Origin of the sequence: Jiangella sp. DSM 45060 (assembly GCF_900105175.1) — a bacterium.
GTDB lineage: Bacteria > Actinomycetota > Actinomycetes > Jiangellales > Jiangellaceae > Jiangella.
In genome coordinates, this window is sequence record NZ_LT629771.1 from 760,090 (window position 1) to 780,037 (window position 19,948).

A 19,948-nucleotide genomic window follows, 5' to 3' on the forward strand; every position below is an offset into this window, starting at 1 on the left:
GACACCTGTCGGACCCATCCTCGACCCTGGTCGATATACGGGCAAGTGCGTCCGATATCCGAACAATTGCCGAGAAGGTGACGGAGATGTTCTACCGCAGCGTCGGCCAGGTCCCGCCCAAGCGGCACACCCAGTTCCGCAAGCCCGACGGCGGTCTCTACTACGAGGAGCTGATGGGCGAAGAGGGGTTCTCCTCCGACTCGTCGCTGCTCTACCACGAGGGCGTCCCGTCGGCCATCGTCGACTCCCGCATCTGGGAGCTGCCCGACGCCCGCACCGTCGCCAACCACCCGCTCAAGCCGCTGCACCTCAAGCCGCACGACCTCTTCCCCGGCAAGGACTGGAAGGCGTTCGACGTCGTGACGGGGCGGCGGCTGCTGCTCGGCAACGGCGACGTCCGCATCGCCTACGTCGCCGCCGGCGAGTCGTCGCCGCTCTACCGCAACGCCATCGGCGACGAGTGCGTCTACGTCGAGGACGGCGAGGCCACGCTCGAGACGATGTTCGGCCTGCTGCGCGTGCGCAAGGGCGACTACGCGATCATCCCCCGGGCCACGGTGCACCGCTGGGTCCCGACGGGCGACGGCCCGCTGCGCGCGTACGTCGTCGAGGCCAACTCGCACATCACCCCGCCGAAGCGGTACCTGTCGCGATTCGGCCAGTTCCTCGAGCACGCCCCATACTGCGAGCGCGACCTGACGGCCCCGGCCGAGCCGTACGTGACGGTGGGCGAGGACGTCGAGGTGTACACCAAGCACCGCGGCCACGGGCCGTCCGGGCTGGTCGGCAGCATCGTCACCTACCCGACGCACCCGTTCGACGTGGTCGGCTGGGACGGCTGCCTTTACCCGTACACGTTCAACGTCGACGACTTCGAGCCGATCACCGGGCGCATCCACCAGCCGCCGCCGGTGCACCAGGTGTTCGAGGGCTACAACTTCGTCATCTGCAACTTCGTGCCGCGCAAGGTCGACTACCACCCGCTGGCCGTGCCGGTGCCGTACTTCCACTCCAACGTCGACTCCGACGAGGTCATGTTCTACTGCGGCGGCGACTACGAGGCGCGCAAGGGCTCCGGCATCGGCCAAGGCTCGATCACGCTGCACCCGGGCGGCCACTCGCACGGGCCGCAGCCGGCCGCCATCGAGCGGGCGCTGGGCAAGGACTACTTCGACGAGCTGGCGGTCATGGTCGACACCTTCCGGCCGCTGGAGATCGGCGAGGCGGGCCAGCAGAGCGACGACGGCGCATACGCGTGGAGCTGGAGCGGACGCGGTCCGACCGGCTGAGATCCGTCGTCCTGACGCTGGTCGTCGGCGCAAGCGGCTAGAGTGCGGGCGATCCATCCCGAACCCTTTGAGGAGTCCCACGTGCGCCGCATCACCGGCTGCCTGCCCTTGGCCGCTGCCCTGCTCGTCCTCGCCGGTTGCGGCGACGACTCCGGCGGCGGCTCGGAGGAGACCGCGGCGCCGTCCGCGGCCGCGTCCGACGAGACCGAGCCCGAGAACGAGGGCGAGGGCGAAGGCGAAGGCGAAGGCGAGGAGGAGCCGGTCGCCGACGTCGCCTGCGCCGACGGCCCGCCGCAGGCCGTGGTCGCCGACGCCGGCGACGAGCCGCGCGCGCTGATGGAGCTCACGCCCACGGCCGGCGACTCCGCCGCCACCACCATGACCATGACGACGACCACCAGCACCACCATCGACGGCGAGGCGCTGCCGGCCGCGCCGGTGCCGCCGATGACCATGGGCATGGTCATCACCGTCGACGACGTCGCCGACGACGAGATCACCATGTCCGTCGTCTACGACAGCGCCGAGATCGAGGGCGGCGACCCCACCGCGCAGGGGCTGCTCGACACCATGGTCGGCCTCACGGCCACCGTCACGTCCACCCGCAGCGGCGCGTTCATCGACGGCGGCTACGACACCGAGGGCCTCGACCCGACCCTCGTCCCGCTGCTCGAGCAGTTCGAGTCGCAGCTGTCCAGCCTCACCGTCCCGCTGCCCACCGAGCCGGTGGGCGTCGGTGCCACCTGGGACGTCGCCACCAGCGCCGAGCTCCTGGGCGGCACGCTCTGCAACGTCTACACCTACACGCTGACGTCGTTCGACGGCGACTCCTACGAGATGACGGCCGAGATCGCGCAGCAGGCGCAGCCGGGGCCGCTCGAGATGGGCGGGGCCACGGCGGAGCTGGAAGAGCTGACCGGCTCGGGCAGCGGCACTACCGGTGGCCGGCTGAGCTTCCCGGTCGCCGTCTCGGGCAGCAGCGACATCACCACGTCGACCGTCATCTCGGCCGACGGGCAGACGATGGAGCAGGAGTCCAAGGTCCAGATGGAGCTCACTCCGCGCGACTGACGTGCCGAAAGGCGCGTGAAAGTCAGAGGAAAGCGGCCCCTGACACGATCTCCGGCGGTATCTGATCCGCCGGAGGGGGACGTCCTTGGTGTTCCGAGCACTGCTGCCCGGACTGCTGGTCGCGACGGGGGCGGCGGCCGCGGGGGAGCCGTCGCCCCAGCCGCCGGAGCCGCTGCCCGGTGAGGTCGTCCTCGTCGCCGGCAGCGGCGACGAGGGCTACTCCGGCGACGGCGGACCGGCGGTCGAGGCGCGGCTCAACCACCACCTGCGGCTGGCCACCGCCCCCGGCGGCACGCTCTACATCGCCGACCGGACGAACGGCCGGCTGCGGTTCGTCGACGGCGACGGCGTCATCGACACCGTTCCGGGCACGCGCTCCGTGGGCGGGGCCGACCCCGACGCGGCCAACCCGCCGATCGCCGCCGCCGTCGGCCCCGACGGCGGCATCTACGTGGCCGGCGAGACGGACGTGCGCCGCATCGCACCCGACGGCACCGTCACCGTGCTGGCCGGCGCCGGCGACGACGACATCGAGCACGGCGACGCCGACGGCGGCGCGGCCCTCGACGCGCGCATCCGGCTGCCCGAGGACATCGTCGTCGACGCGGCCGGCGACGTCATCCTGGCCGACAGCGGCAACGGCCGGATCCGCCGCATCGGCGCCGACGGCGTCATCACCACCATCGCCGGCGGTGGCGAGGAGCAGGTCGAGGACGCCGTGGACGGCCCGGCCACGCAGGCCGCGCTGTACACGCCGGTCAGCGTCGCCGCCGACAGCACCGGCACGGTGTACTTCACCCTCCTGATGAGCCCCGACCTGTACGAGGTCGGCCCCGACGGCGTGCTCGGCGTCATCGAGGGCGAGAAGCTCTCCATGCTCGACCAGCGCGAGGAGCTGGCCGGCACGGCCGACCCCGGCGGCCGCCGGCTGGCGGTGGGACCGGACGACGAGCTGTACGTCACCGACGCCGCCAACGGCCGGCTGCGAGTGCTGCGCGACGGCATGATCGAGGTCGCGGGCGCGCTGCCGGCCACCGCGGGCGACATCACGGTCGCCGCCGACGGCACGGTCCACTACGTCGACGGCACCCAGGTGTGGCGGCTCCCGCAGGGCATCGACGAGCCGGCCGATGCCGTGGCGCCGGCCGGGTCGTCCTGGCCCGACCGCGGCCCCGGCGACGTCGTCACGGTGGCGGGCGCCGTCACGAGCCGCGAGGACGCGCTGCCGCCGCTGCTCCTGCCCGACCCGTACCTCGGCCCGCTCTCCGTCGCCGCCGGCCCGGACGGCGTCAGCTACGTCGCCGACCCGTCGCAGCACGTCGTCCACCGCGTCGGCGCCGGCGGCGCGGTGAGCGTCGCGGCCGGCACCGGCGAACAGGGCAGCGGCGGCGACGACGGGCCGGCCGACGAGGCCCTGCTGGATCACCCGGTCGGTGTCGCCGTCGATGCCGACGGCACCCTCTACATCGCCGACTCGTCCGCGCGCACCGTCCGCCGGGTCGGCCGCGACGGCGTCATCAGCACCGTCGCCGGCAGCGGGGCCGACCCCGGTGACGAGCCGCCGCCCGTCTGCGTGGGCGAGCCCGCGGCCGAGGCGGTCCTCGGTGCACCGTCCGACGTCGCGATCGGCCCGGACGGCGCCCTGTACCTGGCCGACTCCGCCCTCGCCGTGATCTGCCGCGTCGGCCCCGACGGCGTGCTCACCCGGGTGGCCGGCGGCGGCGAGCTGTGGGCGAAGGACGCCGACGGCCGGCCGGCGCTCGAAGCCGGTCTCTGGGGGCCCGGCGCGATCGACGTCGACGACGACGGCAACGTCTACGTCGTCGAGGACGGACGCCCGCACGTGCGCATGATCCGGCCCGACGGCACGCTCGTCGCGTTCGCCGGCGACAGCCTCTTCGGCCTGGACGAGGGCGGCTTCGCGGGCGACGGCGGGCCGGCCGTGGCGGCGGAGCTGAACACGCCGGGCGACGTCGTCGCCGGTCCCGACGGCGTCTACATCGCCGACGCGTTCAACAACCGCATCCGCCGGGTCGGCCCCGACGGCGTCATCGAGACGGTCGCGGGCACCGGCGCGCGGGAGGACTCCGGCGACGGCGGGCCGGCCACCGAGGCGGGCCTGAGCGAGCCGGTCACCGTCGACGTCGCACCCGACGGCGCCCTCGTCGTCGCCGGCACCCGCGAGGACGACGTCCGGCGCATCGGCCCCGACGGCGTCATCGAGACCGTCGCCGACCTCACCGTCGACGACGGCACGTCGCCGGAGCCGGCCGACGCCGCCACGCTGACCACGCCCATGGCCATCGCCGTCGGGCCCGACGGGACTCTGCTGGTCGCCGAGCCGCAGCGGCAGCGGCTGCGCCGCCTCGACGGCGCCGACCTCGTGGGCGTGGGCCCGGCCGACCGGCGGCTGGGAGACGTCGGGCGGATCGCCACCGGCCCCGGCGGCGAGATCTACGCCACGCTGGGCGACTCCGTGGCGCGGGTGTACCCCGACGGCCGGCGGGTCACCGTCGCCGGCGGCGGGCGTACGGAGCAGGCGGCGGTGGCGGACGCCCAGGCGGTCGGTCAGCCGCTGCGCCCGGGTGACGTCGCCGTGGGCCCGGACGGCCGGGTCCACCTGTTCGACCTCGCGACCCAGCGGGTCTACTGGGTCGACCACGAGGGCGCGCTCAGGGCGATGTCCGAGTTCGACGACGTCACCTTCGAGCTGCCGTCCGGGCTCGCCGTCGGCCCCGACGGCACCGTCTACGTCAACGACGAGGGCGGCAACGTGGTGTACGCCGCGAGATCCGGTGAACCGGCCGAGGTGTTCGCGGGCACCGGCGAGAGCACCATCACCAACGGCGACGCCGGTGACGGCGGGCCGGCCGAGGACGCGATCCTGCAGTCGCCGGTCGACGTCGAGACCGACGCCGACGGCAACGTCTACGTGGCCGACTTCGTCGGCATCCGCCGGGTCGACGCCGAGGGCACCATCAGCACCATCCTCGACGCCGCGCCGGACGAGGAGACCGACCGCTGGATCACCACCCTGGCGGCCGGCCCCGGCGGCGACCTCTACGCGGTCGACAGCGAGACCCGGCAGGTCATCGCACTGGTCCGGGCCGGCGAGATCTCCGGCGGCTTCCCCTGGTGGACCGCCGGCGCCGGCGCGGGCGCGCTGCTGGCCGCCGGCGGCGCCGTCGTGCTGATCCGGCGTCGCCGCGCGAGCACCACCCACCCCGACGACACGACGGAAGGAAACGCGACCCCATGAACAGCGACGACGACGGCAAGGTGTTCGACGGGTACGCCCGTCTCTACGGCCCGCTGACGGTGGCCGGGCTCGGCCTCATCTTCAAGCCGATGTTCGACGACCTCCGGGTCGACGTCGAGACCGGCGGCGTCGACAGCCGGTTCGGCAACCTCTGGGAGACCGCCGCCAACAACAACGGCGACCCGGCGGTGCTCGGCATCATGCTGGCGCTGATCCTGATGTCGATGACGCTGGTGGCGACGTTCCGGCCGCGGTCCGGCGGGCTGCCGGTCGGCATCTCCGTCGTGTGCCTGTTGATCATCATCATGCTGATCACCAAGCCCGGCACCGGTGATCCCGCGCCAGACCTCAGCCCGGACGGCCTCTCGTCGATGGCCGTCGCGGTGTTCGCCCTGGTCCTGGGGGTGGTGCACGCCGTGCACCTCGCCCGCTGGAGCCGGGGACGGACGCGAACCGGATTGCGCTGACCGAATCCGCCGGCGTCGCCGGCCACTCGATCGACCCATGGGGGACATGTGCTCAACCGGGCGTTGCTACCTGCCCTTCTGCTCACCGGCGGCCTGCTGGCCGCCGCCGTTCCGGCCGCCGGCGAGACACCGCCGCCGGAGGAGATCCCCGGCCTGCCGGTCGTCGTCGCGGGCACCGGTGAACTGGGCTACTCCGGCGACGGCGGCCCGGCCGTGGACGCCCGGCTGAACGACCGGCTCCGCTTCGCCGCCGGGCCCGACGGCACCCTCTACGTCGCCGACCGCTTCAACGGGCGGGTGCGGGTGGTCACGCCCGACGGCGGCATCGACACCCTGCCCGGCTCGCTGGCCCGGCGCTCGCCGGAGACCGACGGCATCGAGGTCCCCGGCCTGGGCACCTACAGCCCCAGCAACCGGCCCATCGCCACCGCCGTCGGGCCGGACGGCAGCGTCTACGTGGCCGGGCGGCAGGACATCCGCCGGTTCGCCCCCGACGGTACCGCCACGGTGATCGCCGGCGGCGGCGACGAGCGGCCGCCGGACGGCGTCGACCCCGGCGGCGACGCGCTCGACGCCTACCTCCACGAGCCCGCCGACATCGCCGTGGACGCCCACGGCATGGTCTACGTCGCCGACACCGACAACAACCGCATCCGCCGCATCGGCCCCGACGACATCATCACGACCATCGCCGGCGGCGGCGAGGACCACCCGGCCTCGGCCGAGGGACAGCCGGGCTCGAGCCTCAACACCTACGCCCCGACCAGCGTCGCGGTCGACTCCACGGGCAGCGTCTTCTTCACCATCGAGATGGACGGCTCGGTCTACGAGATCGACCCGGCCGGGAACCTGCACGTCATCGCGGGCGAGGACATCGCCCGGCGAGTGGAGGGCGAGTCCGCGGGCGACGCCGCGCTCACCGGCGGCCGGCAGCTGGCCGTCGACGCCGACGACAACCTCTACATCACCGACCTCGGCAACGGCCGGCTGCGGATGCTCGGCGCCGAGGACGGCCTGCTCACGACCGTGGCGCCGCTGCCGTCCGACGCCGGGGACATCGTGATCGGCCGCGACGGCACGCTCTACTACGGCCTGGGGAGCCAGGTCGTCAGGGTGAGCGACCCGGGTGCGCCGGTGCCGGCCGCCGAGCCGGTGGAACCGTCCGGGTCGCCCTGGCCGGACGCGGAACCCGGCGACCTCGTGCCCGTCGCCGGTGCCCGCGGCGATGCCGACGTGTTGCCCGAGAATGCGCGCCCGGTCGACCCGGCGGCGGGCCCGACGACCGTCGCGACCGGCCCCGACGGCGTCAGCTACGTCGCGGACGCCAGGCGCAACGTCGTCCACCGGGTCGACGCCGACGGCGCCGTGTCGGCCCTGGCCGGGACCGGTGAGAGCGGCTTCGCCGGCGACGGCGGACCCGCCACCGCCGCCCAGCTGTCCGGCCCGGCCGGCCTGGACGTCGACGCCGCGGGCAACGTGTACGTCGCCGACGCCGGCAACGCCAGGATCCGCCGCATCGGCGCCGACGGGCGCATCGAGACCATCGCGGGCGCGGGCCGGCCCGATGACGACGGCGAGACCGTCGCGACGTGCGACGGCGAGCCGGCCACCGACGCCGTGCTCTCCTACCCGGTCGACGTCGCCGCCGCACCGGACGGCACCGTCTACCTGGCCGACCGCGACCTCGGCATGATCTGCCGCATCGGCACGGACGGCCTGCTCACGCGGGTGGGTGGCGGCGGCGAGCTGTGGTCGGACGACGCCGACGACGAGCCCGCCGTCGAGGCGAGCCTGTGGGCGCCGAGCGCGATCGACGTCGACGCGGCGGGCAACCTCTACGTCATCGAGCGCGGCCGTCCGTACGTGCGGATGATCCGGCCCGACGGCGTGCTCGTCCCGCTGATCGGCGACAGCTACTACGGCCAGGACGAGGGCGGCTTCTCCGGCGACGGCGGCCCGGCCGCCGAGGCGGAGCTGAACACGCCGCTCGACCTCGCCGTCGCGCCCGGCGGCGTGTACGTCGCCGACACCTACAACGGCCGGGTCCGGCACGTCGACGCCGACGGCGTCATCACGACGGTGGCCGGTACCGGGTCGGCGGAGGCGAGTGGCGACGGCGGCCCGGCGGCGCAGGCCGGCCTGGGCGAGCCCACCGGCATCGACGTCGGTCCCGGCGGCGAAGTCGTCGTCGCCAGCCCGAGCACCGACCTCGTCCGGCGGATCGGCGCCGACGGCGGCATCGAGACGCTGGCCGACCTCAGCGAGGCAGCGGCTTCGGACGAGCCGGTCGGCGAGGCGGAGCTGTCGTCGAGCATGAGTATCGCCGTCGGCCCGGACGGGACGCTGGCGATCGCCGAGCCGTCCGCCCTGCGGCTGCGCACCACCGACGGCGACACCCTCACCGACCTGGTGGCCAGCGGCACGGCGGAGCTGGCCCGGGCCGGGGAGCTTGCCGCCGGCCCGGGCGGTGAGCTGTACGCGGTCCTCGGGCAGACGGTCGTCCGGGTCTACCCGGACGGGCGCAGCGTCGTCATCGCCGGCGGCGGCCCGTCGAGCGACGCGCCGATCGTCGACGGCACCCTCGCGACCGCGCAGTCGCTGACGCCGCGCGACATCGCCGTCGGCCCCGAGGGCACGGTGTTCGTGCTCGACAACGTCCGCATGGCTGTGTACGAGATCGGCGCCGACGGCACGATCGTAGTGGTGCCTGGGTACGCCGACGTGCTGTTCGGCGAGCCGGCCGGGCTGGCCGTGGGCGCCGACGGCACCGTCTACGTCACCGACGCCTCGTACCACCTGGTGTACGCCGCGGCGCCGGGCGAGGACGCGCGCACGATCGGCGGCAACGGCGACGACTCGGTCGACGGGGACGAGAACGGCGACGGCGGCCCGGCCACCGACACGGCGATCGTCTACCCGGGCGACATCGTCGTCGACGCCGGTGACAACGTGTTCGTCGAGTCCAGCGAGGGGGTGCGGCGGATCGCGCCGGACGGCACCGTCAACACCGCGCTGACCCCACCGGAGGAGGAGGGCGAGCGGTTCGTCCCCTCCGGGCTGGCGCTCGGTCCCGGCGGCGACGTCTACGTCGTGGAGAGCACCCACCGGCAGGTGTTCGCGCTGGTCCGGCCCGGTGACGTCACCGACGGGTTCCCGTGGTTCCGGGCCGGCCTCGGCGCCGCGGCCGCGGTACTGCTGGCCGGCGTGGCGGTGCTTTTGGTGCGCAGGCGACGGGAGCGGACGCCCCCCGAACGTCCGCTCCCGTGAGGTGTGCGGTCCGGGTCACGCGTGGGGCGTGACCCGGGCCGCGGTACTGCGTCAGCCGCACTCCGACTGGACGCTCTCGCCCAGCCGCTGGCTGATCTCGGTGAGGTCGCCGAGCTGCTCGAGCTCCTCGAGCGCCTCGGGGTCGGCCGGGTCGATGTTCGCCAGCGACTCCATGGCGTCGGCCATCGCCGTCCAGTCCGCGGCGACGTCCTCCGGCGCGGCGGCCGCGAGGTCGCGGTACACGTCGACCAAGCCGGACGCGGCGTCGGGGTCGGTGGCCGCGCTGCCGCTGAGCAGGTCGGTGCCCATCGACTCGAGCAGCCCGCAGTAGTCGCCGTCACCGGCGGCCGCGGCGTCGTCGCCCGCGTCGTCGGCCTCGGCGTCGGCGCCCTCGGAGGGCGGCGGCTCGGTCATGGTCAGCTCGAGCTCGTCGGCGCTCGGCGGCTCGGGCGCCGGCGGGTCGTCGGACCCACAGGCGGCGGTGGCGAAGATCAGGGCTATGCCGGCCAGCGGAACGATGGCTCGGGAACGGATCGTCGATTTCACGCACTATCTCCGGTACGTCAGTGTGATCTGGCTCGGATGAACCGAGCCGACCATCCCAGGTGCCGCTACACGGGCACTACACGCGCGCTGACCAGCGGTCAGGCGGGATGGCGGGCGGTTCACGCTTGGTTCACGCGGCCCGCCCGTAGGGTGGGTGCCCTCCCGGCGGGGAGGGGCCCGACTCCCCTCGCAAGCCGCCGGACGCTCCGCGATGTCGGGCGGGGTGGCGGGCGGTTCACGCCTGGTTCACGCGGCCCGCCCGTAGGGTGGGTGCCCTCCCGGCCGGGAGGGGCCCGACTCCCCTCGCAAGCCGCCGGACGCTCCGCGATGTCGGGCGGGGTGGCGGGCGGTTCACGCCTGGTTCACGCGGCCCGCCCGTAGGGTGGGTGCCCTCCCGGCCGGGAGGGGCCCGACCCGCCGCAAGGCGCTGGACGCTCCGGGAGAGTCACAGGTGGGGTGGCGGGCGGTTCACGCCTGGTTCACGCGGCCCGCCCGTAGGGTGGGTGCCCTCCCGGCGGGGAGGGGCCCGACCCCCTCGCAAGCCGCTGGACGCTCAACGGAAGTCGGGCGGGGTGGCGGGTGGTTCGCGCCTGGTTCACGCGGCCCGCCCCCGCAAGCCGCTGGACGCTCCGCGGGAGTCAGGCGGGGTGGCGGGTGTCGCGGCCGCGGCGCAGCACGTCGGGCATGCGCGGCACCGGAGCGCCCAGCAGGTCGCCGGCTTCGTCGCTGGTGAGGCTGCGCATCTCGCGCAGGAGGTCGGCCGAGCGGAGCCAGCTGTGCCGGGCGTCGCCGTCGCGGCCGAGCAGCCGCAGGATGTCGCCGCGCAGCCACCGCGCCAGCGCCTCGTCGACGCTGGAGCCGCAGGCCTGGAACGCCTCGATGGCCTGCTCGAGGCAGCCGAGGGCGCGCTCGGGCCGTCCGGCGTCGAGGTGGGCGTCGCCGAGGCGGAACAGCGCGATGCCGGTGAGGTGCGGGCTGTCGTCCAGCCGCAGCGCCCGCTCCTGGCAGGCGACGGCGTCGTCGAGCCGGCCGGCCAAGTGGTGTCCGACGCCGAGCCGGGTGAGCGTGAGCGCCTCGCCCCGGGCGTCGGCGATCTCGCGCTGCAGCTCCAGCGCCCGGCGGTAGTGCTCGAACGCCTCGTCGGTGCGGCCGCGGTGGTGCAGGACGAAGCCGAGCGCGCTGCGGGCGTCGGCCTCGCCGTGGTGGTCGCCGCCCTCGTGCGCCGCGCGGACCGCCTCGAGGCCGTGTTCGTGCGCCTCCGGCAGCCGGTTCAGCATGAAGTAGCCGTCGCTGAGGCTCTGGTGCAGCTTCGAGCGCCACCGTGCCTGCCCGGTGTCGCCGAGCGCCGCCAGCGCCAGCCGGCCGATGGCGACGAGGTCGGCCCACCGGTCCTGGCTGCGCAGCGGGTGCGCCATGGCCGCGGCCAGCCCGGCCAGGATCGCCGGGCCGTCGCCGTCGAGCGCGGCGGCGTGGATGGCGGCGGCGGTGATGTTGTCGGACTCGGCCCGCACCCAGGCCGAGATGGCCGGGCCGTCGGGGAGATCGGCGCCGGGCTGCGTGCGGCCGGTCTGCGTCGTCTCGGGCCCGATGGCCGCGTGCTGGTCGGACCACGCGACGCTCATGCGCGAGGCCTGCCGCGCGGTGGCGAGGTAGTGGTGCAGCGCCCGGCGCAGTGCGTCGTCGCGGGCCGCCGGGGTCAGCGTCCGCTCGGCCCGTTCGCGCGCGTAGAGGCGGACGAGGTCGTGCAGGGTGAAGCGGTCGCCCGGCGCCGCGATCAGCAGCTGTGTCTCGGCCAGCTGGTCCAGCGCCCGGCGCGTGGCGGCCAGCGTCCGTCCGGACAGCGCGGCCGCCGTGTGGACGGTGAAGTCGGCGAACCCGGCCAGGCCCAGGCTGGTGAAGACCGCCGCGGGCGTCTCGTCGAGCACCGTGAACGCGACGTCGCAGCTGGCCCGCACCGCGAGATCGTCGTGCTCCAGCTCGTCGAGGCGGTGCTGGGCGTCGTCGAGGCGGTCTCGCAGCGACGACAGCGTCCAGTCGGGCCGGGCCAGCAGCCGCGCCCCGGCCACCCGGACGGCCAGCGGGAGCAGCCCGCACAACGCCACGACCTCGGCGGCGACCGCGGGCTCGGCGGCCACGCGGCCTGGCCCGGCGACCGCGGCGAGCAGTTCGGCGGCCTCGTCGGGGGTCAGCGTGTCCAGCGCCAGCCGCCGCGCACCGGCGATGGTCGAGAGCACCCGGCGGCCGGTGACCAGCAGCGCCGGTCCGCTGCCGGGCTCGGGCAGCAGCGGCCGGACCTGCGCGGCGGAGTCGGCGTCGTCGAGCACCATCAGCAGCCGCCGCCCGGCCGTCGTCGAGCGGAACAGCGCCGCCGCGGCGGACACGTCGGCCGGGACGTCGCGCTCCTCGACCCCGAGCGACCCGAGCAGCCTGACCAGCACGTCGTGCGGGCTCAGCGGCCGCACCCCGGGCGTCGCGCCGTGCAGGTTCACGTACAGCCGGCCGTCCGGGAAGCCGGCGGCGGCCGCGTGCGCCGCACGCAGCGCCAGGGCGGACTTGCCGACGCCGCCCGGCCCGCTGATCGTCACGACGGCGCCGGCGGTCAGCCAGCCGGCCACCCGCCGGACCTCGTCGCGCCGCCCGGTGAACGCGGGGTCGGCGGGTGGCAGCTCGGCGGGTCGGCGTGGGTGCGCGGGCCGCGCCGGCCCTGCTGGCCCTGCCGGCCGCGGTGCTGCCAGCGCGGGGTCGTCGGTCAGGATCGCCTGCTCGAGCTCGCGCAGTTCCGGGCCCGGCTCCAGGCCCAGCTCCTCGACCAGCACGGCCCGGGCCCGGTGGTACACCTCGAGCGCGTCGGCCGTGCGGCCGGACCTGTGCAGCGCGAGCATGAGCTGGCGGTACAGCCGCTGCCGCAGCGGGTGCGCGGCCGTCAGCGCCGTCAGCTCCGCGACCAACAGGTCGTGTTCGCCACGCCCCAGGTCGGCGTCGACGCGCCACTCCACGACGGCGAGCCGCAGCTCGTCCAGCCGGGCCGCCTCGGCGCTCGACCCGGGCAGCTCCGCGTAGGCCGGGCGCCCGCGCCAGAGGGCGGGGGCCCGGCGGAGCAGGTCGGCCGCGCGGTCGAGGTCGCCGTCCGCCAGCGCGTCCCTTCCGGCGCCCGCCAGCCGCTCGAACTCCTCGTCGTCGGCCTCGCCGGGCCGCACCTCGAGCTGGTAACCGGACCGGTCGTGCACGATGCGGTCGTCGCCCAGCAGGCGCCGCAGCCGGTGCACGTAACTCTGCAGGTTCGCCCGCGCCGACGGCGGCGGACGCCCGTCCCACAACGCCTCCGTCAGTGCGTCGGCCGAGACCCGCGTGTTGCGGCGCGCCAGCAGGACCGCCAGCAGCAGCCGCTGCTTCGCCGACGTGACCGGCACGGCCGCCCCGAGGTCGTCGTGGACCGTCAAGGGGCCCAGGACGCCGAACCTCATGGCACCTCCTGGTCTGCGGCCGCCGCGCCTCGGTAGCGTACTTCACCAGCGAACGACCGCCGGGTGCAAAGCCCGCCCGGCTGGGAGGGAGTCCCACCCTACGGGCGGGCACCGACACACTCGCGCGCGAACGCCCGCACCGACTCGCTCCGCCCGCACCGACTCGCTCCGCCACGCCGACTCGCTCCGCCACGCCCGCTGCACCGACTGGTCCGCGGCGCCGACTCGCTCCGCCACGCCGACTCGCTCCGCCACGCCCGCTGCACCGACTGGTCCGCGGCGCCGACTCGCTCCGCCACGCCGGCTCGCCCGCTGCGCCATGTCGGCGGCAGCGGGCGAGGGGAGCGCGACGGCCGGTGGGCCGGCGCGTCGGTCAGGTGACGTCGCGGTGTCGCATCAGCAGCGCCCCCACCACCGCGAAGACCACCAGGTACGCGGCCACCAGCAGCGCCGCCGGCCGGCCGTCGAGAACCGTCAGGACGCCGGGCGCGCCGTCGGGGTCGTCCGAGCCGCCGGCGCCCAGCGCGCCGGCCAGCGACCCCGCCGCCGTCCCCGGCAGCACGTCGGTCACGTACTCGATGCCGCTGAGCAGGTTGCCGACGCCGCGCAGCAGGTTCTCGATCACCAGCGACCACACCAGCCCGAGGCCGACCGCCAGCGCCGGGCTGCGGGTCAGCACACCGACCAGCACGCCGGCCATGGCCCACATCCCGAAGATCAGCAGCCCGCCGCCGACCGCCTCGGCCAGCGCGCCGAGCTCCGGCCACACCAAGCTCTGCCCCTCGGTGACGGCGATCAGCGTCGACGCCGCGAAGTCCAGCACGAGCGTCGCCGCGATCACGCCGACGACGGCGATGGCGACGGCGGCGACGGTCCCGCCGAACGTCGACAGCCGGCCCGGGCCCTGTGTGAGCGCCGTCTTCCAGGTGCCCCAGCCGTAGCCGCTGCCGGCCGCCAGCGCGCCGAGGATGAACATGATCGCGCCGCCGAACATCGGCATGCCGCCGGTGAGCACCGACGGGATCGCGGCCGGCAGCAGGTCCGGCAGCAGCGCCGACGGCGGGACGCCCTCGTTGGAGAAGCCGGACGAGCCGGTCGAGTACGCGATGTAGTTGAACAGGTACGCGAAGGTGAGGTTGAGCAGCAGCCACACCGTCGCGAGGATCCAGACCGCCGGCCACTTCCGCAGCCGCAGCAGCTCGGCCTTCGTGCTGGCGACCAGTCCGCCGACCATGGTGGGGACGGCGCGGGCCTCGCCGCGCGCGGTGGCCCGGCCGGTCATCGTCGCGGTGCTCATCGGTTCTCCTCCTCGTCGGTCGTCATCTCGAAGAACACGTCCTCCAGCGACCGCTCGGCCGTCCGGATCTCGTGGATGTCGGCGCCGGCCGCGACCAGCGCGCGGGCCAGCTCGGGCGCCCGCTCGTCGGACAGCTCCAGCCGGACGCCCGCGTCGGTGAGCTGGACGGCGTCGTCGCCGGCCACCTGCATCGAGACCGAGAGCGCCACCTCCACCGGCTCCGCGCGGACCAGCAGGGTGCTGGCGCCGCGCAGCTCGGCGACGGTGCTCTCCGCCAGCAGCCGGCCGTGCGCGATGACGCCGACGCGGTCGCAGATCTCCTGCACCTCGGCCAGCAGGTGGCTGGACAGCAGCACCGTCTGGCCCTGCTCGGCGAGGTCGACGACGAGCTTGCGCATGTCGGCCATGCCGGCGGGGTCCAGCCCGTTGGTGGGCTCGTCCAGGACCAGCAGGTCCGGCTCGCCGAGCAGTGCGGACGCGACGCCGAGACGCTGCTTCATGCCCAGCGAGTACGACTTGAACGCGTCGCCGCCGCGCTCGGCGAGGTCCACGCGGTGCAGCGCGTCCTCGACCGCCTGGTCGGAGACGCCCTGGTAGCGGGCCATCACGCGCAGGTTGTCGCGGCCGGAGAGGTAGGGGTAGAAGCCGGGACCCTCGACCAGCGCGCCGACTCGTGCCGTCGCGCCGGGCTCGCCGGGCGCGTGGCCCAGGATCGTCGCGCTCCCGCTGGTGGGACGGACCAGGCCGAGCAGCATGCGCAGCGTGGTCGTCTTGCCGGCTCCGTTCGGTCCGAGGAAGCCGTAGACCTCACCGCGGCGGACGGTGAGGCTCACGTCGTTGACGGCGAGCCGGTCGCCGTAACGCTTGGTCAGCCGTTCGGTGACCACGATGGTGTTCGTCATGGCTCCACGCTCCCGCGCAGCCGCCGTCGCCCGCGTCGTCCACAGAGCGGCATCGGGCGTACGCAGATTCGCGTAGTGCGGTTACGCCGCGTCGCCGACGCCGCGCGGCCGCCGCCCGTCCTAGGGTCGAGAGCATGGAACGGGTGCGGACCTGGCTGATCGACGCGGGCATCACGCTGGCGCTGGTGGTGCTGGGCGTCGGCGGCACGCACGGCGCGTCCCAGGGACAGGCGTGGGCGCGCGACCCCGGCGTGTTCGCCTACACGCTGGTGGTCGTCGCCGCGCTGTCGTTGCTGCTGCGTAGGGCGTATCCGCGCACGACGCTGCTGATCAACGCCGCGGCCCTGGTGACGTACCTGGCCGCCGACTACGCCTACGGCCCGATCATGATCACCGTCCCGGTCGTCATGTACACGCTCGGCCACCAGCTGCCGCTGCGTTCGGCGGTGCGCTGGGGCGGCGGCTACTACGCGGTGTTCTTCGCGGTGTCGACGGTGCGGCTGCTCGACGACTCCGGCAACGACGTGTGGCGGCAGGGCGCCGCGTGGGCCATCGCGTCGCTGGCGCTCTTCGGCGCGCCGCTGGCCATCGGGGCCGCGCTGAAGACCCGGCGCGAGTCGCAGGCCGACGTGCGCGCGGCGCTGGCCCGGCGCGCGGTGTCGGAGGAGCGGCTGCGCATGGCGCAGGAGCTGCACGACTCCGTCGGGCACGGCCTCGCCGTCATCGCCATGCAGGCCGGCGTCGCGCTGCACGTCCTCGACCGCAACCCCGAGAAGGTGCGGGCCGCGCTGGAGGCGATCCGCGACACCAGCCGGTCCTCCCTCGACGGCCTGCGGGCCGAGCTGCAGGTGCTGCGCAGCCCGGTCACCGACGCCGCGCCGCGCAGCCCCGGCGCCGGGCTGGCCGGGGTCGGCGTCCTGCTCGACCGCATCCGCGCCGGCGGCGTCGAGGTGGTGGCCGACCTCGACGGCGCGTCCGGCGGCGACCTCCCGCCCGACGTCGACGTCGCGGCATACCGCATCGTGCAGGAGTCGCTCACCAACGTGCTGCGGCACGCGGCCGCTACCCGGGCCGAGGTCCGCATCCGCCGCGCCGGCGGCGAGCTGCTGGTGGACGTCAGCGACAACGGGGTGGGCGGGGGCGCGCCACCCCCGCCGCCGGGCCCGGCCGGCCCCGCCGGGTCGCCGTCCGAGCTGGGCGAGGACGACGGGTCGGGCACCGGGATCGCCGGCATGCGGGCCCGGGCCGAGGCGGTCGGCGGCCGGTTGCAGGCCGGTCCGCGCACCGGTGGCGGGTTCGCCGTCCACGCCCGGCTGCCCCTCGCCGGCGCCGACCGGGAGCCGGACATGTCAGGATCGACGTCATGATTCGCGTTGCGGTGATCGACGACCAGGCTCTGGTGCGCATGGGCCTGTCCACACTGCTCGAGACCGAGGACGACACCGAGCTGGCCGGCGAGGCCTCCGACGGCCGGGCCGGCGTCGACCTCGTCCGGCGCACCAAGCCCGACGTCGTGCTGATGGACATCCGCATGCCGGTGCTCGACGGTCTCGCGGCGCTGCGCGAGATCACCGCCGACGCCGCGCTGGCCGACGTCAAGGTCATCGTGCTGACCACGTTCGAGCTGGACGAGTACGTGTTCGAGGCGCTGCGCGGCGGCGCCAGCGGGTTCGTCCTCAAGGACTCGCCGCCCGACGAGCTGCTGCACGCCATCCGCGTCGTCGCCGACGGCGGCAGCCTGCTCTCCCCGTCCGTCACCCGCCGCGTCATCGAGCAGTTCAGCGGCCGTGACGTGCCGGCCAGCACACCGCACCCCGAACTCGACCGCCTCACCGAGCGCGAGCGCGAGATCGTCGCCTGGGTGGCGACCGGCCGTTCCAACGACGAGATCGCCGCCGAGCTCGTCGTCAGCCCCGCGACCGTCCGCACGCACGTCAGCCGCGCCATGGTGAAGCTGCACGCCCGCGACCGCGCCCAGCTGGTGGTCTTCGCCGTCCAGTCCGGGCTCACGCAGCCGTGAAGGTCGTCGCCACCGACCTCGACGGCACCCTGCTCCGCGGTGACGGGACGGTGTCGCCGCGCACCCGGGCGGCGCTGGACCGCGCCGAGGCCGCCGGCGCGACCGTCGTGTTCGTGTCGGGGCGGCCGCCGCGCTGGATCGACGTGCTCGCCGAGGAGGTCGGCGAGCACGGGCTGGCGATCTGCGCGAACGGCGCCCTCGTCTACGACGTGCGCCGCCGCGAGATCGTCGAGGAGCACGGCCTGCCCGGCGACGTCGCGCTGGAGGTGGCGCGGGCGATCCGGGCCAACGTGCCGGGCGCGACGTTCGCCATCGAGCGGCGGCTGACGTTCGGCCAGGAGCCGTCCTTCCGCGGGACGTGGCCGGTGCCCGACGGGACGGTCATCGCGTCGCTGGAGGAGCTGCTGGCCGAGCCGGTGTCGAAGCTGGTCGTCACGCACCCGTCGCTGTCCGCCGCCGAGTTCGTCTCTCGCGCCGCGGCCGTGGTGGGGTCGCTGGCCGCCGCGACCTACTCCGGCCACGCGGCCGTCCTGGAGGTCAGCCGCGCGGGCGTCTCGAAGGCGTCCGCGCTGGCCGCGCTCTGCGGCTCCCTGGGCGTCGACGCACACGACGTGGTCGCGTTCGGCGACATGCCCAACGACGTCCCCATGCTCGCCTGGGCCGGCACGTCCTACGCCGTCCGCAACGCCCACCCCGACGCCGTCGCCGCCGCGTCCGCCCGCTGCCCGTCCAACGACGAGGACGGGGTCGCGCAGGTGCTGGAGGAGATCTTCGCCTGACCGCTTCCAATACGTGACAAGAGATGTCGTGATTCGCCGGGAGGCTGATGGGCGTACCGATTCTCGATGACTCGAATGGAGTCGATGTGACGATGGAACGAACGGCCGTCAACCCGGTGACGTGGTCGGCGCCGATGGGATTTCACCAGGGTGAGGTCGTGTCCGGGCACACCCGGACCCTGTACTGCTCGGGGCAGACCGCGATGAGCCGCGACGGCGAGCCGCTGCACCCCGGCGACATGGCGGCGCAGCTGGCGCTGAGCCTCGACAACCTGGAGGCCGTGCTCGGCGAGGCCGGCATGTCGCTGGCGAACCTCGTCCGCCTCAACGTCTACACCACCGACGTCGACCTGCTGTTTCAGCACTACGGCGTGCTGGCGTCGCGGCTGGGCGCCGCCGGGGTCGCGCCGCCCACCACCATGCTCGGGGTGACGCGGCTGGCGATCCCCGTCCTCATGGTGGAGCTCGAGGGAACCGCCGTCGGGTGAGCCGCGTGCTCAGGGTGGTGACGATCGGCGTCTACGGCTTCGACGGCGCGTCCTTCCTGCGCCGGCTGCGGCACTCGGACGTCCGCCTCCTGCTCGACGTCCGCCAGCGCCGCGGCGTGCGCGGACCCGAGTACGCCTGGGCGAACTCGCGCCGATTGCAGGGGGCGCTCGCCGAGGCCGGGATCGGCTACCGGCACCACCCTGAGCTCGCGCCCACCACCGAACTGCGCCACGTGCAGTACGCCGAGGACCACCTCCGCGGTGTCGGCCGGCGCTCCCGCCGCGAACTCGCCCCCGCGTACGTCCGCCGGTACACGGCCGAGGTGCTCGACCGGGCGGATCTCGCGCCGGTGGTGACGGCCCTGCCGACCACCGGAGCCGCCGCCCTCCTCTGCGTCGAGCGCGACCCCGAGGCATGTCACCGCTCGCTGATCGCCGAGCGGTTGGCCGGCCGGTTCGGCGTGGTGGTCGAGCACGCGATGTCCTGACCCGCGGACGTCGGCCGGGCGCTCCGGGTTTCGCGTGGGCCTGCCGCTGGCGGCGGACGGCCCGGCGTGGCCGGCCGGCTGCCGTCGCTGCGTTTGGCCGCGGTTCGCCGGGTGGTAGGTATAGCCCGCCCGGCCCGGGTGGGGCCCACCCTACGGGCGGGCACCGACAACGTCGCGGCGCGGAGATCACGCGCGGCGCGGCGAACGGAGCGGCCCGGGCGGTCAGGGCGTGGCGACCACCGCGGCGAGTTGGTCGTTCAGGGACGGTGCGGCGAGCGAGGGTGCGCGGTTGTCGGGTGGCGCGGCGCGTGGGTGCGGTGTCCTGCCGGTCGCTGTCGCTGCGTTTGCGCGCGTTCGCCGGGTGGTAGGTATGGCCCGCCCGGCCCGGGTGGGGCCCACCCTACGGGCGGGCACCGACAACGTCGCGGCGCGGCGAACGGGGGCACGCGGGTGGCGCGGCGAACGGGGGCGCGCGGATGGCGCGGCGGACGGGGTGGTGCGGCGGACAGACCGATCGTGCTGGTCGAGGGTCCACCCCGGCGTGGTCGGACGGGCGCTCGCGGCCGACGTCCAGCAGGGGCGCCGACATCGGCCGGCCGTCGTCGCTGCGT

14 protein-coding genes are annotated in these 19,948 nt (G+C 74.9%); 10 read left to right on the forward strand and 4 right to left on the reverse strand.

Annotation, left to right across the window (positions count from 1 at the left end; genetic code table 11):
- Positions 1–86: 86 nt before the first annotated feature.
- The 5 genes from BLU82_RS03335 to BLU82_RS03355 all read left to right on the forward strand — a co-directional run bounded on the left by BLU82_RS03335 (position 87) and on the right by BLU82_RS03355 (position 9,353).
- Positions 87–1,289, forward strand: coding sequence for a homogentisate 1,2-dioxygenase (locus BLU82_RS03335; RefSeq protein ID WP_069113056.1), 1,203 nt, complete (start codon positions 87–89; stop codon positions 1,287–1,289).
- 81 nt (positions 1,290–1,370) lie between these two features.
- A complete protein-coding gene (locus BLU82_RS03340) occupies positions 1,371–2,360 on the forward strand; it encodes a DUF6263 family protein (RefSeq protein WP_092615587.1) in 990 nt (329 codons plus the stop codon).
- Positions 2,361–2,448: 88 nt separating this feature from the next.
- Positions 2,449–5,619, forward strand: coding sequence for a hypothetical protein (locus BLU82_RS03345; protein ID WP_092615590.1), 3,171 nt, complete (start codon positions 2,449–2,451; stop codon positions 5,617–5,619).
- Complete coding sequence (locus tag BLU82_RS03350) at positions 5,616–6,086, forward strand: hypothetical protein (RefSeq protein WP_092615594.1); 471 nt, start codon at positions 5,616–5,618, stop codon at positions 6,084–6,086. Before BLU82_RS03345 ends, BLU82_RS03350 begins: the two co-directional genes overlap by 4 nt.
- Positions 6,087–6,149: 63 nt before the next feature.
- A complete protein-coding gene (locus BLU82_RS03355) occupies positions 6,150–9,353 on the forward strand; it encodes a hypothetical protein (protein WP_157740535.1) in 3,204 nt (1,067 codons plus the stop codon).
- 51 nt (positions 9,354–9,404) lie between these two features.
- Here the strand turns inward: BLU82_RS03355 and BLU82_RS03360 are convergent, their stop codons facing one another.
- The 4 genes from BLU82_RS03360 to BLU82_RS03375 form a co-directional block, all read right to left on the reverse strand.
- Positions 9,405–9,899, reverse strand: a complete 495-nt coding sequence (locus BLU82_RS03360; protein ID WP_092615600.1) for a hypothetical protein — start codon at positions 9,897–9,899, stop codon at positions 9,405–9,407.
- A gap of 638 nt (positions 9,900–10,537) precedes the next feature.
- Positions 10,538–13,363 (reverse strand): BTAD domain-containing putative transcriptional regulator, encoded by a 2,826-nt coding sequence (locus BLU82_RS03365; protein ID WP_092615603.1) that lies wholly within the window; start codon positions 13,361–13,363, stop codon positions 10,538–10,540.
- A gap of 373 nt (positions 13,364–13,736) precedes the next feature.
- Positions 13,737–14,660 (reverse strand): hypothetical protein, encoded by a 924-nt coding sequence (locus BLU82_RS03370; RefSeq protein ID WP_231947697.1) that lies wholly within the window; start codon positions 14,658–14,660, stop codon positions 13,737–13,739.
- Complete coding sequence (locus BLU82_RS03375) at positions 14,657–15,562, reverse strand: ATP-binding cassette domain-containing protein (RefSeq protein ID WP_092615606.1); 906 nt, start codon at positions 15,560–15,562, stop codon at positions 14,657–14,659. Before BLU82_RS03375 ends, BLU82_RS03370 begins: the two co-directional genes overlap by 4 nt.
- A 134-nt stretch (positions 15,563–15,696) precedes the next feature.
- Here BLU82_RS03375 and BLU82_RS03380 point away from each other — a divergent pair, with 134 nt between their 5' ends.
- The 5 genes from BLU82_RS03380 to BLU82_RS03400 all read left to right on the forward strand — a co-directional run bounded on the left by BLU82_RS03380 (position 15,697) and on the right by BLU82_RS03400 (position 19,337).
- Positions 15,697–16,929, forward strand: coding sequence for a sensor histidine kinase (locus BLU82_RS03380; protein ID WP_092615610.1), 1,233 nt, complete (start codon positions 15,697–15,699; stop codon positions 16,927–16,929).
- Entirely contained in the window at positions 16,926–17,582 is a 657-nt protein-coding gene (locus tag BLU82_RS03385; protein ID WP_092615613.1) for a response regulator transcription factor, read from the forward strand. Before BLU82_RS03380 ends, BLU82_RS03385 begins: the two co-directional genes overlap by 4 nt.
- Entirely contained in the window at positions 17,579–18,361 is a 783-nt protein-coding gene (locus tag BLU82_RS03390) for an HAD family hydrolase (protein WP_092615616.1), read from the forward strand. Before BLU82_RS03385 ends, BLU82_RS03390 begins: the two co-directional genes overlap by 4 nt.
- Positions 18,362–18,453: 92 nt before the next feature.
- Complete coding sequence (locus BLU82_RS03395) at positions 18,454–18,849, forward strand: RidA family protein (RefSeq protein ID WP_092615620.1); 396 nt, start codon at positions 18,454–18,456, stop codon at positions 18,847–18,849.
- Positions 18,850–18,854: 5 nt separating this feature from the next.
- A complete protein-coding gene (locus BLU82_RS03400; protein ID WP_092625381.1) occupies positions 18,855–19,337 on the forward strand; it encodes a DUF488 domain-containing protein in 483 nt (160 codons plus the stop codon).
- Positions 19,338–19,948: the final 611 nt, after the last annotated feature.

Bases quoted from the DNA above. Each gene is read 5' to 3' on its own strand.
- BLU82_RS03375 (WP_092615606.1), bottom strand. From the start codon at position 15,562: ATGACGAACACCATCGTGGTCACCGAACGGCTGACCAAGCGTTACGGC.
- BLU82_RS03370 (WP_231947697.1), bottom strand. From the start codon at position 14,660: ATGAGCACCGCGACGATGACCGGCCGGGCCACCGCGCGCGGCGAGGCC.
- BLU82_RS03395 (WP_092615620.1), top strand. From the start codon at position 18,454: ATGGAACGAACGGCCGTCAACCCGGTGACGTGGTCGGCGCCGATGGGA.
- BLU82_RS03350 (WP_092615594.1), top strand. From the start codon at position 5,616: ATGAACAGCGACGACGACGGCAAGGTGTTCGACGGGTACGCCCGTCTC.
- BLU82_RS03385 (WP_092615613.1), top strand. From the start codon at position 16,926: ATGATTCGCGTTGCGGTGATCGACGACCAGGCTCTGGTGCGCATGGGC.
- BLU82_RS03335 (WP_069113056.1), top strand. From the start codon at position 87: ATGTTCTACCGCAGCGTCGGCCAGGTCCCGCCCAAGCGGCACACCCAG.
- BLU82_RS03380 (WP_092615610.1), top strand. From the start codon at position 15,697: ATGGAACGGGTGCGGACCTGGCTGATCGACGCGGGCATCACGCTGGCG.
- BLU82_RS03365 (WP_092615603.1), bottom strand. From the start codon at position 13,363: ATGAGGTTCGGCGTCCTGGGCCCCTTGACGGTCCACGACGACCTCGGG.